Here is a 13529-nt window from a genome sequence, read left to right as displayed (position 1 = left end):
GCGTGGCGCTTCCGATCGACACGACCGACAAGGACATCACGATGCCGAAACTGCCCCCGCCCCCGGTTCCGCAGCGTCTGCGGGAAATGCTCAAGGACTATCCGGGGCACATCGATCGACTGCAGGAGGTGCTGAACTATGTAGTCGAAACGTCCTCAGCGGGCGTTGGGCCGTTTGATCGTGCGATTTGGGTGCTCGAAAGCAGACTGGGAACCTTCATCGACGAAGCCGGCACCGAACTGCACGCCGCTGAAGCCAGTGGCGATGCGGAGGCGATCGCGAGGGCAGAAGCCAAGAATCTGCTTATGGGGCGTGCCCGATCAAAAGGTCGATGGATAGCCGATGACGCGCTGTGGGAGTACTTCCAGGCGAACAAGGAAGCGTTCGAAAAATGAGCTCCTCTGCCGACATCCTCGCCCCTCTGACTCATGCACGCGTGTTTTCCGAAACGGTCGTCCCTCGAAGTGAACTGGACGAAGCGCTGCCTCATGCGCGACCGAAGGCGATTATCTTGGGAGGGCAACCAGGCGCAGGAAAAGGTGGACTGACCCAAGCCGCGATTCACGAGTTTCATGGCGACATAGTCCCCATCGATCCCGACGAACTGCGCGACTACCACCCCCGCGTCCGGGAGTTCCGCTCCGCCCATCCCTACACCTGGTCAAGTCACACGCAAGCCGACGCCGGCCAGTGGGCCGACGAGTTGCGCGAGGCGGCAGTGGCCGGGCGCAAGCACTTCATCTTCGATACTACGCTGAGCAACGGGTCATGGTCGGCCGAGCTGATCCGCGACCTGCAGGCCCAAGGCTACGACGTCGAGGTGCGGGTGGTGGCATCGCCCAAGCTGGAGAGCGAACTGGGCGTCGACAAACGGTTTCTGGACCAGCTCAATATCGACGGTTACGGCCGCCACGTCCCCGAAGGTGCGCGCGACGCGATCTACGACAAGGTGCCGACGAGCCTGGACACGATCCACGCGGAAACGACCACGCCCATCCGCCTCTTCGATCGCGAAGGCCGCGAGCTTTACGACAGCCGCACCGATGCCCGCTCGCCGGGACAGGCGTTGATCGAGGCGCGCGAAGCGCGTCTGCACGATCCGGCGATCACCCGCAGCCTCAAACGCAGTTGGCAGGATCAGCGGCTGTGGCACGAGACGTTGCCCGAAGCGATCACCGACAACCCGAAGGTTGCACCGGACACGGCCCGACGCCTGTTGATCGAGCGCGATGCCTCCAGGGTGGTCGAGGGCGTCCAGGGCAACCTCTCCCGGATCACCCATGTGGACTACACCACCCGGGTCCACCCGAACGTCGTCAAGGGATTGGGCTTCGCCAGCGCCGCCGCCGTCGCCTGGGACGCCACGACCACCGCGCGCCACACGGCCACCCTGCTGCAGCAGGACAACCCGACGGGCGCCGCCTCGGCGGTCGAGCATTTCGGCTCGCGCAACCTGGGCATGCTCGGCGGCGCACTGCTGGGGGCGCAAGTCCTGGGCGCGGCGGGGATCGAGTCCGGCCCGCTGGATCTGATCGTCGCTGGCGTGGGAGGCATCGGCGGGGCGGTTGCCGGCGACAAGCTGGTCGACTGGCACGACCAGCACAAAATCCACAACCAGACCGATGCACAAGGCCGCAGCTGGCACCACGACCCGCAGCATCCGGAACACGGCTGGACGCGCGAGGTGCCCACCGGCGAGATCGGTTATGCGCCCAACCATCCGGTGGTCGGCTACGGCGTCATGCCCACGCCGGGCTGGCGCAGTGTCCGGGCCGATCCCGCGCTGGCTGCGCAACTCACGTTTCAAGCCAACAACACCGCGGTGGAACTGGCCCTGGCACACCCGGCCCCACCGCGCGATCCGTACACCCAGCCGGCCAGTGCGCAAGACACATCCAGCCGGCTTCCCGCGCCATGGCAGCGCGATGCCGCCTCGGGAGCGTGGTCGCGCACGGTCACCGACGCCGTACTGGAGCACGGCCTCAAGAGCACGCACGTGGAAACCGCCACGCCGTCACGCACCGCCGCCCTGGATGCCGCCGCGCATGCCACCCTCGCCGACAATCTGGCGCACTCCCGCCGCGGCATCGCCGCGCGCTATCAGGCGATCTACGCGCAACGCGGCTGGCAACAGCTCGGCCCCCTGCCCGATGCGGTAACCGACGCACTGCATGCGCCCACGAACATCTTGGACGCCTCCGACGGCCATGCTTACACCCGCGACGCGCGGGGCCACTGGAGCACGCCGGGCCGGCTGTGGGGTCGGAACGCGGCCGAGGGCAACCTGCGCGCGGAGCTCGATGCCACCGCGCAGCTGATCTCCACGACCTTCGCCATGCACGCGGCAACCCACGCCACGCAACAAACGCCGGCGCACGCCGCCGTTCCACCCATCCCGCCGCACCTGCACGACTTCCGCCATCCCGGCCACCCTCTGCACGCGAGCTACGGCACCCTGCTGCAGCACGTGCACGCGATGGAAGAGCGAGTGCGGATGGCGCACGGCGAGCACAGCGAGCGGGCGGCAGCCGCGCTGCTGGACCGGCACAGCGCCGACCGCCTGGGTCCGGCGGCGCGGGTCGAGCTGCACGGCGAAGGCAAGGCCATGGCGATGCATCTGGTCACCAACGAGCGCGCGCCCGGGAACACCTACCTTACCGTCGAGCGCCGCACCCCGGTCAGCGTGTTCGACGCGGTGGCCCGGTCAGTCGACGACGCCAGCCGCGACTGGTCGCGGCGCGAACTGCCGCATCTGTACCAGTCCCCAGTGCGAGTGGCCGAGACGCCGTCGCGCGATCCGTCGTCGCTCGAACCTTGCGACCTGCGCCGCCCGGACCACCCGCGCCATGCCGCATTCGTCAACATGCGCGAACACGTCGGTGCGGCCTATGCCCAGTACGGCATCGCGCGCAGCGCCGATCAGCTCGATCGCGCCACCGCGGCCGTCATGCTCGATCGGCCGGTACACGCTCGCCAGCCGGACCAGGTGCAGCTGTTGCCCGGTCCGCAGACCGGCCGCATCGGGCCGGACAGCGGCGTGCTGACCCGCGACTCCTCATCGTTCCTGCCCTGCACCACGACCACCCACGCCGCGGCCATGCAACAGCCACCGGAGGCGATGTTCCGGCAGCTCGACCAGCTGACCATGCTGCAGAGGCAACAGGCGCAGGTGCAACAGGCGCAGATGCCGATGCAGCCGGCGCAGGCGATGGGGCGGTAGGAACACTCGCTCGCGTGGATTGCAGCAGCGCGGTGCGGCTGTCATCCGGACAGCTGTGCAGCCATGCATGCCACTTCCCTCAGCGACGGCACCCGCCAGCGAGTTCCTCGCCGTCGGCGGGCGAGGGGCCGTAGAACGCGTGCAGCAGTTCGGCCACCGCCGGCTCGGTTTCGCGCAATACGGCTGGCTGCGAGTAGTGCAGCTCGCTGACCACGGCGAAATACTCGCCGGCGCTTTCGGTCGCGTAGTGGTCGATCGGCGCGTGGCCGGGGCCGGCGGCCAGCAGGCGGTCGTAGGCGCGCTGGAACTCCCCGATCCAGCGCCGCCGCGGAATCTCGCGCAATGGCGGCACGCCGTCGGGCGGGCCGTCGAGCATGTCCAGCTTGTGGGCCATCTCGTGCACAACCACGTTGTAGCCGTCCCACGGCTGCTCCAGGTCCAGTTGCACGTCGGCCAGGGACAGCACCAGCGGGCCATGCTCCCAGGCCTCGCCGATCAGCACCTCGTCGCTCTCGGTGACCACGCCGGTGTGGTCGTCATGGTGGCTGCGGCGCACCTTGAACTCGCCCGGGTAGATCAGCACGTCGCGCCAGCCGCGCAGGCTGGTCGCACCCTGCTGCAGCGCCGGCAGGCAGGCCTGCATGGCAATCAGCAATCGCCAGTAGTCGTCCAGTACCGCGCCGGCCAGCGCGTGAAAACGCTTGCGCGCCAGGAAGATGCCGGCGAGCTGGCGCAGTTGCAGTTGTCGCGCGGGGTCCAGCCGACGCGCCAGCGGACAGGCCGCCAGGGCGCGCCGCCACAGCGGGTCGGCGATCGGTGCAGGTTCAAAGTGTGCCCGCAGGGATGTCCACCAACGGCGCGGCATGCCGCCGAACGCTTACTGGATCGACCCAGGCAGCAGCGATTGCCAACCCAGATGTGGCCGGGGCGCAGGGGCCGGTGCCGGCGAAGCCGCGCCGGAACGGTCGTTGCTGCTGCGCACGGCGCCGCTGGTGCTGCTGCTGCCGGGGCTGCTGTTCTCGCGGTTCATGCCCAGCACGTCGCCGGCGATGCCGTCTTCGCTATCGTGCGATGACGCGTTGCTTGCGGTTGGGCTGCCGCTGTCCACGCCCCGGCTATCGAGGCTGGCCGCTGCTGTCGCGCCGGCGAAGGCGAGGCACAGGATGCAAGCGATGATCCGGTGGGTGGCGCGCATGGCAGTGAAACTCCCCAGGCCGCAAGCGAAGAATCCGATCGTCGCAGAAACCGGGCGCTGCTGCCAGTGCAAGCGGCGGGCGCGCGTGCCGCAGTGCAGCGTGCGGCAGGCTAGAATGATTCGATGGTTCTTTTCTCCACCGTTCCCCTGCCTCGCGCTGCCCCCACGGCGCGCGCTGCCGCGCGCCGGGTTCGCTGATGCAGCCGCTGCAATTGCTGGCCTTGCTGGCTCCCGGCGCACCGCTTTCCGGCGCGGCGCTGGCCGAGCGCAGCGGGGTGACCCGGGCGGCGATCTGGAAGCAGGTCGAGGCACTGCGTGCGCGGGGCGTGCCGGTGCAGACCCGCGGCCGGGCCGGCTATTGCCTGCCGTGGCCACTGCAGATGCTCGACGCGCAGCGCATCCGCGCCGCCTTGCCGGCCGATGTCGCACGCACGCTGGGTACGCTGGAAGTGCACGACGAGCTCGACTCGACCTCCAGCGAACTGCAGCGGCGGCTTGCCGATGCAGCCGACCTTTGCGTGGTGCTGGCCGAATCGCAGAGTGCCGGGCGCGGCCGGCGCGGTCGCGACTGGCTGTCGCCGCCGGGGTTGAACATCTATCTCTCCTGCCTGAAACGATTCGGTGCGGGCTTCGCGGCGCTGGGCGGCCTGTCGCTGGCGATCGGCGTGATCGTGCTGCGCGCGCTGGATGAACTGGGCGTTGCCGGTGCGGGGCTGAAATGGCCGAACGATGTCTTGGCCAGCGACGGCAGCGGCAAGCTGGCGGGCATCCTGGTCGAGCTCAGCGGCGAATTCCAGGGGCCGTGTTCGGCGATCATCGGCATCGGACTCAACCTGCGCCTGACCCCGGCCCTGCAAGGCCAGGCCGGCCAGCCGGCCACCGACCTGGCCAGCCTGTGCGCGGGCGCGCCGCCGGATCGCAACCGCGTGGCCGCGGCGCTGATCGCTGCGTTGGCGCAAGGCTTGGCCGAGTTCGAGCGCGAAGGCTTCCACGCCTTCGCCGCCGACTATGCGCGCCACGACCTGCTGCGCGGCCGGCCGCTGCAACTCAGCGGAGCGCTCGGCACGTTCGACGCACTCGGCGCAGGCATCGACGCGCGCGGCGCCTTGCGGGTGCAACTGCCTGACGGCAGCGAGCGGCGCATCGACAGCGCCGACGTCACGGTGCGCCGCGCATGAGACTGCTGCTGGATCTGGGCAATTCGCGCCTGAAATGGGCGCTGCAGGGACCGTCGCCCGCATGGCTGGCGCAGGGCGTGCTGGAGTGGCGCGAGGATCTGGCCACGCTGCCGGATGCGGCGTGGGCGGGTTTTCCGCGATCGACCCAGGTGGTCGGCGCGTCGGTGGTCGACGACGCGCGCGAGCAGCGCGTTGCCGCCGTGCTGCGGCAGGCATTCGACAGCGCGCCCGAATGGCTGCGCACCCCGGCCAGCGCCTGTGGCGTACGCAATGCCTATGCCGAGCCACAGCGGCTGGGCGTGGATCGCTTCCTCGCCATGGTTGCCGCGCATGCCGCCCATCGCGAGCCGTGCGTGCTCGCCAGCGCCGGCACCGCGCTGGTGCTCGATGCGCTGGCCGCCAATGGCCGGCACCTGGGCGGGTTGATCGCGCCGGGCGTGCAGCTGATGCAGCGCTCGCTGCTCGATGCGACTGCGCTGGTGCGCCCGCAGCGACCCGGCGACATCCTGCAGCTGGCCGACAACACCGCCGATGCGGTGACCTCCGGCTGCTGGCAGGCCGCCGCCGCACTGATCGAGCGCTTCCATGCGCAGATGCGTCCGCGCCTGGGCGGCGAACCGGCGCTGATCCTCGACGGCGGCGATGCGCCGCGACTGGCGCCGTTGCTGTCGCTGCCCGTGCAAGTCGGCCAGGACAGCGTGTTGCGTGGCCTGGCATTGTGGGCGGATGCGCACATGCCGACGCCGGCCAGCCACTAGAATGAGTGGTTGGCGGTCTTGATGGGGGTTCGATGTTCCTGCGTCTGCTGTTTGTCCTGTTGAGCGCGCTGAATATCGCGGTCGGAGCGTGGCTGCTGCTGGGCCAGCCCTACCGGCACGTCGGCGACGCCACCGACCCGGGCGTGGCGCCACTGCAACTGTTGTCGGAACTGCCCGCGGCGGAAGGCACGATCGCGGTGCCCGAAACGCCGGCCGCGGCCGTCGATGCCTCGCAAGGCTTTCGTTGCATGGCGCTGGGGCCGTTTGACACGCCGCAGGACCTGCGCAGCGCGCGCCAGGCGCTGGACGGGCACGTCGCGCGCATGCGTTCGCGCCAGCAACAGACCACCCAGCCCAGCGCGTGGTGGGTCTACCTGCCCGCCGTCGCCAGCCGTGCGCAGGCGCTGCAGACGGCCCGCCAGCTTGCCGCGAAAAACATCAACGACTATTTCGTGGTCGGCTCCGGCGACCAGGCCAACACGGTGTCGCTCGGCCTGTTCCGCGACCCGGCCAATGCGCGCAAGCGCCTGGACCAGGTGGCCGCCGCCGGCTTTCCCGCGCGCATGAGCGAGCGCAGCGAAAGCGTCCCGGAGTACTGGCTCGACCTCGCCATCGCCACCGCCCAACCCTTCGACTGGCGCCAGTACCTCGGCGCCAGCGACCTCGGCACGCACGACATCCGCTGCTTCTGAGCGAGCGCAGCGCCCCGCTGCTAGAATCCCCGCCTGCGCCGGCATAGCTCAGTTGGTAGAGCAGCTGATTTGTAATCAGCAGGTCCCGGGTTCGATTCCTGGTGCCGGCACCATCCGCCTGCATGGCCGCCGCCGCGCCATCCGTCCGCGGCGCGCCGACTCCCCACAGCAACTGTAGGCCTGCGCTGACAGACCCGGCGCCAGGCCTCGACGCATCCTTGGCAAGCTCCGGTGCGCCCCTGCGCGCATCGGTCTCTATTCTTCGGCCGAGGGGGCGCCCATGAGCGTGGTCCTGACCATCAAGGAAAGCCGCCACGGCCTGTGGCGCATCTGCAGCGGCCCGGACGTCCTGTTCGACCGCCTGCGCTTTGCCCATGCCATCCGCCTGGGCCGCGGCCTGGCCCGCGAGGAGCACGCCAGCTCCGGTACCGCCGCCCGCGTGGAGATGATCTGCAACGATTTCAGCATCCCGCTGGTGCAGTACGCCGAGGTACGCCGCTCCCCGATGACCGCCGTGTCCTGAGCCCAAAGCTTGGCGGTACGTTGCGGCGCGGCGTGCGTGCGTCGCGAAATTTGTTACGATCGCTTCAACGGCTACGCAGGGGTAGCCGGGAGTGATCGACATGCAAACACCGTATGTGCAGCCCGCCCTTTGGCGCGGCTTGCAGCTGTTTGCAGGGATGCTGTGGGGGAAACCGGCCAAACCAGCTACCGCGGGCGCGACAGCGCGTGCGGCGGGCGATCTGGTGACGTGGCGGGCCGGCGCGCGATCGCGCCGCGAGGATGAACTCGAACGCATGCGCGACGACGCACCTCTGACTTGACGGCGTCCCGACCCGGTTTCGGGCTCGTCGTTCCGGCGAAGGCAAGCTGTTGTCCGCAGCAGATCCGTCCTTGACGTCCACCGCGTCAAGGCGCAAGACGGGCGTTGCGTGGCCCACCTCGACACGCCCGCTTGCCCCTTCGTCGGTCCGGCGGAGGCTGGCATTGTCCTTCCGTCATGCCACCACACGGCGCGCGGGCCAGAGCGTGGCCATGGCAGCCCACGGGCGTCGGGTTCCGCTGTCGTCGCAGGCCACCCGCCCGTCATGGCGTGGTGGGTCATGCATCGCGCGTGACGCGGCCCCCACGACCTGATCCGTTAGACTTGCACCATGCGCGGCGGTCATCGCCGCGCATGCATTCTTGCGTCCACGACCGCGCACCATGTTTGCGCGATGTCCCGGTACAGCGCCATGGACGCCGCGTGATCCACCGTGCCGGTGCACCGCGTCAGCGTGCGCGCCGGACTCCACCGCAGGCAAGAACTTCATGAACACACAAACCGTTTCACTGATCGGCGTTCCCACCGACATCGGCGCCGGCCACCGTGGCGCCTCGATGGGGCCGGAAGCCATGCGCGTCGCCAACCTGGCCGCCAAACTCGAACAGCGCGGCCTGCAGGTAATCGACCGCGGCAACCTGCAGGGGCCGCTCAATCCGTGGCTGCCGCCGGTCGACGGCTATCGCCATCTCGACGAAGTGGCCGCATGGAATACGGCCGTCTATACGGCTGTTCGCCAGGAGCTGCAGTCCGGCCGCCTGCCGATCATGCTCGGCGGCGACCATTGCCTCGCCATCGGCTCGATCAGCGCGGTGGCCGACCACTGCCGTGAAACCGGCAAGCAGCTGCGCGTGCTGTGGCTCGACGCGCATTCGGATTTCAACACCGCCGAGGCGACGCCGTCGGGCAACATCCATGGCATGCCGGTGGCCTGCCTGTGCGGCCGCGGCCCCCGGGTGCTCACCCACATCGGCAGCGCCACCCCCGCGATCACCCCCGACGTGATCCGCCAGATCGGCATCCGCTCGGTCGACTACGGCGAGAAGCAGCTCGTGCGCGAAGCCAACGTGGGCATCTTCGACATGCGCCGGATCGACGAGGACGGCATGAAGCGGGTGATGGAGCAGGCACTGGAAGGCATGGACGACAACACCCACCTGCACGTGAGCTTCGACGTCGACTTCCTCGACCCCAGCATCGCGCCCGGCGTCGGCACCACCGTGCGCGGCGGCCCCGGCTACCGCGAGGCGCAGCTGTGCATGGAAATGATCTCCGACAGCGGCCGGATGGCCTCGCTCGACCTGGTCGAGCTCAACCCCGCCTTCGACCGCCGCAACGCCACCGCCAAGCTGGCGGTGGATCTGATCGAGTCGCTGTTCGGCAAATCCACGCTGATCCGCTGAGGCATTCATTGGTCGCGGTCGCACTCAACCATCGCGTGACGCCCGCGGCCGGATTGCCTTGGCGGGGCGATGACGTAAACTGAAATCTTTACTTGCGCAGCGCAGCATGCAGACTCGAGTCCTTACCGGCATCACCACCACCGGCACCCCCCACTTGGGCAACTACGTCGGGGCGATCCGTCCCGCCGTCGCGGCCAGTCGACGGGCGGACGTGGACGCGTTCTACTTCATGGCCGATTACCACGCGTTGATCAAGAGCGACGACGCGGCGCGGATCGAGCGGTCGCGGCTGGAGATTGCGGCGAGCTGGCTGGCGGCGGGGCTCGATCCGGCGCGGGTGACGTTCTATCGGCAATCGGACATCCCGGAAATCCCCGAGCTGACCTGGTTCCTGACCTGCATCGCGTCCAAGGGCATGCTCAACCGCGCGCACGCATACAAGGCGGCGGTGGACAAGAACGCCGCGGCAGGCGAGGACGCCGACGCCGGCATCACCGCCGGCCTGTACATGTATCCGGTGCTGATGGCGGCCGACATCCTGGCGTTCGATGCGCACCAGGTGCCGGTGGGGCGCGACCAGATCCAGCACATCGAGATGGCGCGCGACCTCGGCCAGCGTTTCAACCATCTGCACGGGCGCGAATTCTTCGTGCTGCCCGAGGCGCTGATCGAGGAGCAGGTGGCCACGCTGCCGGGGCTCGACGGACGCAAGATGTCCAAGAGCTACGACAACACCATCCCGCTGTTCGCTGGCGGCAAGAAGCAGCTGCGCGAGGCGATCATGCGCATCGTCACGGATTCGCGCCTGCCCGGCGAGCCGAAGGACCCGGACAGCTGCGCGCTGTTCACCATCTTCCGCGCCTTTGCCAGCGAGACCGAAACGGCGGCATTCCGCCGCGCGTTGGAGGAGGGGCTCGGCTGGGGTGAAGCCAAGCAGGTGCTGTACGAGCGCATCGAAGCCGACGTGGCGCCGATGCGCGAGCGCTACGACACGCTGATGGCCGACCCGGCCGCGATCGAGGTGATCCTGCAGGAAGGCGCGCGCAAGGCGCGGGCGATCGCCACGCCGAAAGTGGCCGGCCTGCGCGAGGTGCTGGGTTTGCGTGCGATGCGCACGGCTGGCGCAGCGGCGGGCCCGGCGCGGCCGGCGAAGGTGCAGCGCGTCGCACGGCTGGCCAGTTTTCGCGACGACGACGGCCGCTTTCGTTTCCGCCTGTTCTCGGCCGAGGGAGAGGAGCTGCTGCTGTCGGTGCCGTTCGCCGACCCCAAGGCGGCGGGTGCAAGCCAGAAGCGCCTGAAGCAGTTGGGCGCCACCGCGGCCGTGGTGCAGGTGCGCGGCGCGAATCTGGTGCTGGAGATCGATGGCGAGGCCGTGGCGAGCACGCCGGATTATCCGGACGAAGCCGCGCGCGAGCAGGCGCTGACGCGCCTGCGGCTCGCGCTGGACCAGCTCGCGACGCAGGATTGAATGGTCGTGGTGCTCTCGTCGTTCCGACTCGCCGCCGCGCCCTGAAAGGAGATATCCGTGCGTTACCTGTCCATCCTGTTGTTGGCCCCCTGGCTGCTGGTGCTGTGCGTGATCTACTGGATCTGGCCGCGCAGCCTGCCGCGAACGGCGGGCCGGCGCACGTTCGACGTGCTGGTGCTGCTGCTGGCCGGCATCGCCACCGCGCTCGCCGCGCTTGCCGGTTTCGATTCGGCCGTGCTGCCGGAGCCGGGCGAATTCGGCCCGGTCAGCGGGTCGATCTGGCAGCAGGTGCTGCCCGCGTTGTGGGGCTACGGCGCATTTGCCGCGGTGATCGTGCCGGCGCTGGTGCTGCGCCAGTGGTGGTGGGGGCGCAAGCGCTGATCGTGTCCCGGCGCGGTGCGGGCCGCGCCTGCGTCATGCCCTTTGCATGACCAATGGCCGTCGAGGAATTCAAACCTTCGCGGCAAGCTGTGCATCTACCCCATGCCGAGCGCGCCGGTTCCACTGCGCCGCGCGGCATTCTCTCCCCGTGGATTCCCCGACATGCGCCTTGCATGCCTGTTGTTCCTGACCCTGGCCGCGGCCTCGGCGCCGGCGCTCGCCGTCGAGATTGACGGTCACATCCAGCCGGCCGAGTGGGCCGGCGCACGACACATCACCGATTTTCGCCAGACCCAGCCGCTCAACGGCCAGCCCGGCACGCTGCATACCGAGGCCTGGGTGCTGGCGACGCCGGAGGGGCTGGCGGTGGCGTTCCGCTGCGACCAGCCACCGGAGGTGCCGCGCACGCGCCAGCGCGTGCAGCGCGATTTCGACGACCAGGTGGACCGCGTCAACGTGATGGTCGACTTCAACGGCGACGGGCGCACCGGCTACGATTTCGTGGTCAGCTCGACCAACGGCATCAACGATGCGGTGATCACCAACGAGAGCCGGTTCAACAAGGACTGGGACGGCAGCTGGCAGCACGCGGTGAGCGAAGATGCGGCCGGCTGGAGCGTGGAGATCCTGATCCCCTGGTACACCGCGCCGATGCATGCGGCGAAGGACGGCCAGCGCACGCTCGGCATCTATCTCGATCGCGTCACCGGCTCCACCGGCGAACGCGACGCATGGCCGGTGGCCAGCTTCATGCGCCCGCGCTTCCTGTCCGAGTTCGAGCGGATCGAGGTGCCGCAGTACCACCAGTCGCTGTTTGCGATCACGCCGTATGCGTCGGGCCTGTACGACAACGTGCGCGGCCGCAGCCATTTCCAGCAGGGCGCCGACATCCTGTGGAAACCGAACGGCCAGTTCCAGCTGACCGCGGCGTTGAACCCGGATTTCGGCCAGGTCGAGAGCGACGACCTGGTGGTCAACTTCGGCGCCACCGAAACCTACGTCAGCGACAAGCGCCCGTTCTTCACCGAGAACCAGGGCATCTTCGATTTCAGCCTGCTCGACGACAACAGCCAGCTGGTCTACACGCGCCGCGTCGGTGGTCCTTCGGACGATGGCATGGGCGCGGCGGACATCGACGCCGCGGTGAAGCTCAACGGCAGCGTCGGCACCACCAGCTACGGCGTGCTGGCCGCCGACGAGGACGGTCGGGCCGGGCGCTTCTTCGGGGCTGCGCGGGTGACCCACGACTTCGGCACGCAGAGCCTGGGCATGCTGCTGACCCGCGTCGACCGGCCATGGCTGGATCGCGAGGCGACCGTGCTCGGCGTCGATCACCACTGGCAGCCCACCGCGCAGCTGACCATCGCCACCAACGTGGTGGCCAGCGACATCCTGCAATCGGGAACGCACACGCGCGACAGCGGCGGCACCGTCATCGCCGACCTGGAAATGGGCGACGGCTGGCGCCAGCAATGGCTGGGCATGCACTTCGGCGACCGGCTGCAGGTCAACGATTTCGGCTACCTCGAACGCAACAATTTCAACTACGCCCACTGGGAGGTGCGCAAGCGCTACGCCTCGCTGCCGGCGGACTCGGCCTACAGCTCGCACGACTGGCATTTCCGCGTCGACGCGCTGGACAACGACCACGGCCTGCGCCTGCGGCGGCAATTGCGCATCCGCCGCACCAGCACGTTGCGCGACGGCACCACCGAGGATGCACAGCTCAACGTCAACACGGCCGGCTGGGACGACTTGCTGACGCGCGGGCATGGCGCGCTGTTCCTGCCGCCGTCGCTGGATTTCTTCTACGAGCGCATCAGTCCGCGCCACGGCGATTGGGCGTTCAAGCTGGATGCGGAGGTTTTCACCGGCGGCCTCGGCGGCAACCGGCAGGCCGCCTTCGACATCGAGTTCGTGCCCACCTACTTCATCAACGACGCCTTCAGCGTATACGCCGGGCCGTCCTGGCAGCGCATTCCGGACTGGCTGGTCTGGCAGCACGACAACCTGATCGGCCGCTTCGACCAGCACACGCTGCAACTCGATGCCGGTTTCGACTGGGCCATCGACCCGCGCCAGGAACTGCGCGTGAAGCTGCAGGCGATCGGCCTGGACGCGCGCCTGCGCGGCGGCTACCGCGTCGGCGCCAGCGGCCGCGCCGAGGCCAGCGACGAGCCGATCGACGACTTCAACGTGCGCAACCTCGGCCTGCAGATCCGCTACCGCTACGAGCTGGCTCCGCTGTCCTACCTGTACGTGGTCTACGGCCGCGGCGGTTACGCGATGGATGGCCTGGCGCGCCACACGGGCGATGTCCTCGGCAACAGCTTTGCGTTGCGCGACGACGAGCAACTGCTGGTCAAGCTGAGTTACCGCTTCGACATGTAGCGGCGCGCGTCGTCGCATCC

The 13529-nt window shown here is 68.9% G+C and carries 13 protein-coding genes and 1 tRNA gene; 12 read left to right on the top strand and 2 right to left on the bottom strand.

All coding sequences use genetic code 11. The features are described from left to right. Positions 1-2: 2 nt before the first annotated feature. Together ACVCMC_RS11270 and ACVCMC_RS11265 are read left to right on the top strand one after the other, a co-directional pair. Positions 3-395, top strand: a complete 393-nt coding sequence (locus ACVCMC_RS11270; RefSeq protein ID WP_447097354.1) for a hypothetical protein — start codon at positions 3-5, stop codon at positions 393-395. Beyond that, complete coding sequence (locus ACVCMC_RS11265; RefSeq protein ID WP_447097353.1) at positions 392-3220, top strand: zeta toxin family protein; 2829 nt, start codon at positions 392-394, stop codon at positions 3218-3220. Before ACVCMC_RS11270 ends, ACVCMC_RS11265 begins: the two co-directional genes overlap by 4 nt. 79 nt (positions 3221-3299) lie before the next feature. On the opposite strand, the gene ACVCMC_RS11260 is transcribed toward ACVCMC_RS11265, so the two are convergent. Both ACVCMC_RS11260 and ACVCMC_RS11255 read right to left on the bottom strand, forming a co-directional pair. After that, positions 3300-4085 (bottom strand): M90 family metallopeptidase, encoded by a 786-nt coding sequence (locus tag ACVCMC_RS11260; protein WP_447097352.1) that lies wholly within the window; start codon positions 4083-4085, stop codon positions 3300-3302. 12 nt (positions 4086-4097) lie between these two features. Then, the gene (locus ACVCMC_RS11255) at positions 4098-4415 is read right to left on the bottom strand and encodes a hypothetical protein (RefSeq protein WP_447097351.1); all 318 of its coding nucleotides are present in this window, start codon (positions 4413-4415) and stop codon (positions 4098-4100) included. A 197-nt stretch (positions 4416-4612) separates the two neighbouring features. Here ACVCMC_RS11255 and ACVCMC_RS11250 point away from each other — a divergent pair, with 197 nt between their 5' ends. From ACVCMC_RS11250 to ACVCMC_RS11205, 10 genes are all read left to right on the top strand, one after another. Next, positions 4613-5593 carry a biotin--[acetyl-CoA-carboxylase] ligase gene (locus ACVCMC_RS11250; protein WP_395116216.1) on the top strand — a complete coding sequence of 327 codons (981 nt, stop codon included), beginning with the start codon at positions 4613-4615 and terminating at the stop codon, positions 5591-5593. Continuing rightward, entirely contained in the window at positions 5590-6351 is a 762-nt protein-coding gene (locus ACVCMC_RS11245; RefSeq protein ID WP_447097350.1) for a type III pantothenate kinase, read from the top strand. Before ACVCMC_RS11250 ends, ACVCMC_RS11245 begins: the two co-directional genes overlap by 4 nt. 32 nt (positions 6352-6383) lie before the next feature. Then, on the top strand, positions 6384-7043 hold the full coding sequence (locus ACVCMC_RS11240; RefSeq protein WP_447097349.1) for an SPOR domain-containing protein: 660 nt from the start codon (positions 6384-6386) through the stop codon (positions 7041-7043). 37 nt (positions 7044-7080) lie between these two features. Continuing rightward, positions 7081-7156: transfer RNA gene (locus ACVCMC_RS11235), tRNA-Thr, on the top strand. Positions 7157-7323: 167 nt separating this feature from the next. After that, positions 7324-7566 (top strand): hypothetical protein, encoded by a 243-nt coding sequence (locus ACVCMC_RS11230; RefSeq protein WP_395116221.1) that lies wholly within the window; start codon positions 7324-7326, stop codon positions 7564-7566. Positions 7567-7666: 100 nt separating this feature from the next. Then, positions 7667-7867 (top strand): hypothetical protein, encoded by a 201-nt coding sequence (locus ACVCMC_RS11225; RefSeq protein WP_447097348.1) that lies wholly within the window; start codon positions 7667-7669, stop codon positions 7865-7867. A 487-nt stretch (positions 7868-8354) separates the two neighbouring features. Then, on the top strand, positions 8355-9269 hold the full coding sequence (gene rocF / locus ACVCMC_RS11220) for an arginase (protein ID WP_447097347.1): 915 nt from the start codon (positions 8355-8357) through the stop codon (positions 9267-9269). A 106-nt stretch (positions 9270-9375) separates the two neighbouring features. Beyond that, positions 9376-10737, top strand: coding sequence for a tryptophan--tRNA ligase (locus ACVCMC_RS11215; protein ID WP_447097346.1), 1362 nt, complete (start codon positions 9376-9378; stop codon positions 10735-10737). Positions 10738-10794: 57 nt separating this feature from the next. After that, positions 10795-11118 (top strand): hypothetical protein, encoded by a 324-nt coding sequence (locus ACVCMC_RS11210; protein ID WP_447097345.1) that lies wholly within the window; start codon positions 10795-10797, stop codon positions 11116-11118. 162 nt (positions 11119-11280) lie between these two features. Then, positions 11281-13509 (top strand): DUF5916 domain-containing protein, encoded by a 2229-nt coding sequence (locus tag ACVCMC_RS11205; RefSeq protein ID WP_447097344.1) that lies wholly within the window; start codon positions 11281-11283, stop codon positions 13507-13509. The last annotated feature ends 20 nt before the right edge of the window (positions 13510-13529 follow it).

Source organism: Rhodanobacter sp. UC4452_H20 (genome assembly GCF_052978205.1).
The sequence above is the reverse complement of the archived record's forward strand: the minus strand, read 5'-3'. Positions and strand labels throughout refer to the sequence as shown.

Coding starts and splice junctions, on each gene's coding strand:
- ACVCMC_RS11265 (WP_447097353.1), top strand. CDS start 392: ATGAGCTCCTCTGCCGACATCCTCGCCCCTCTGACTCATGCACGCGTG.
- ACVCMC_RS11260 (WP_447097352.1), bottom strand. CDS start 4,085: ATGCCGCGCCGTTGGTGGACATCCCTGCGGGCACACTTTGAACCTGCA.
- ACVCMC_RS11255 (WP_447097351.1), bottom strand. CDS start 4,415: ATGCGCGCCACCCACCGGATCATCGCTTGCATCCTGTGCCTCGCCTTC.
- ACVCMC_RS11250 (WP_395116216.1), top strand. CDS start 4,613: ATGCAGCCGCTGCAATTGCTGGCCTTGCTGGCTCCCGGCGCACCGCTT.
- ACVCMC_RS11245 (WP_447097350.1), top strand. CDS start 5,590: ATGAGACTGCTGCTGGATCTGGGCAATTCGCGCCTGAAATGGGCGCTG.
- ACVCMC_RS11240 (WP_447097349.1), top strand. CDS start 6,384: ATGTTCCTGCGTCTGCTGTTTGTCCTGTTGAGCGCGCTGAATATCGCG.
- ACVCMC_RS11230 (WP_395116221.1), top strand. CDS start 7,324: ATGAGCGTGGTCCTGACCATCAAGGAAAGCCGCCACGGCCTGTGGCGC.
- ACVCMC_RS11225 (WP_447097348.1), top strand. CDS start 7,667: ATGCAAACACCGTATGTGCAGCCCGCCCTTTGGCGCGGCTTGCAGCTG.
- rocF (WP_447097347.1), top strand. CDS start 8,355: ATGAACACACAAACCGTTTCACTGATCGGCGTTCCCACCGACATCGGC.
- ACVCMC_RS11215 (WP_447097346.1), top strand. CDS start 9,376: ATGCAGACTCGAGTCCTTACCGGCATCACCACCACCGGCACCCCCCAC.
- ACVCMC_RS11205 (WP_447097344.1), top strand. CDS start 11,281: ATGCGCCTTGCATGCCTGTTGTTCCTGACCCTGGCCGCGGCCTCGGCG.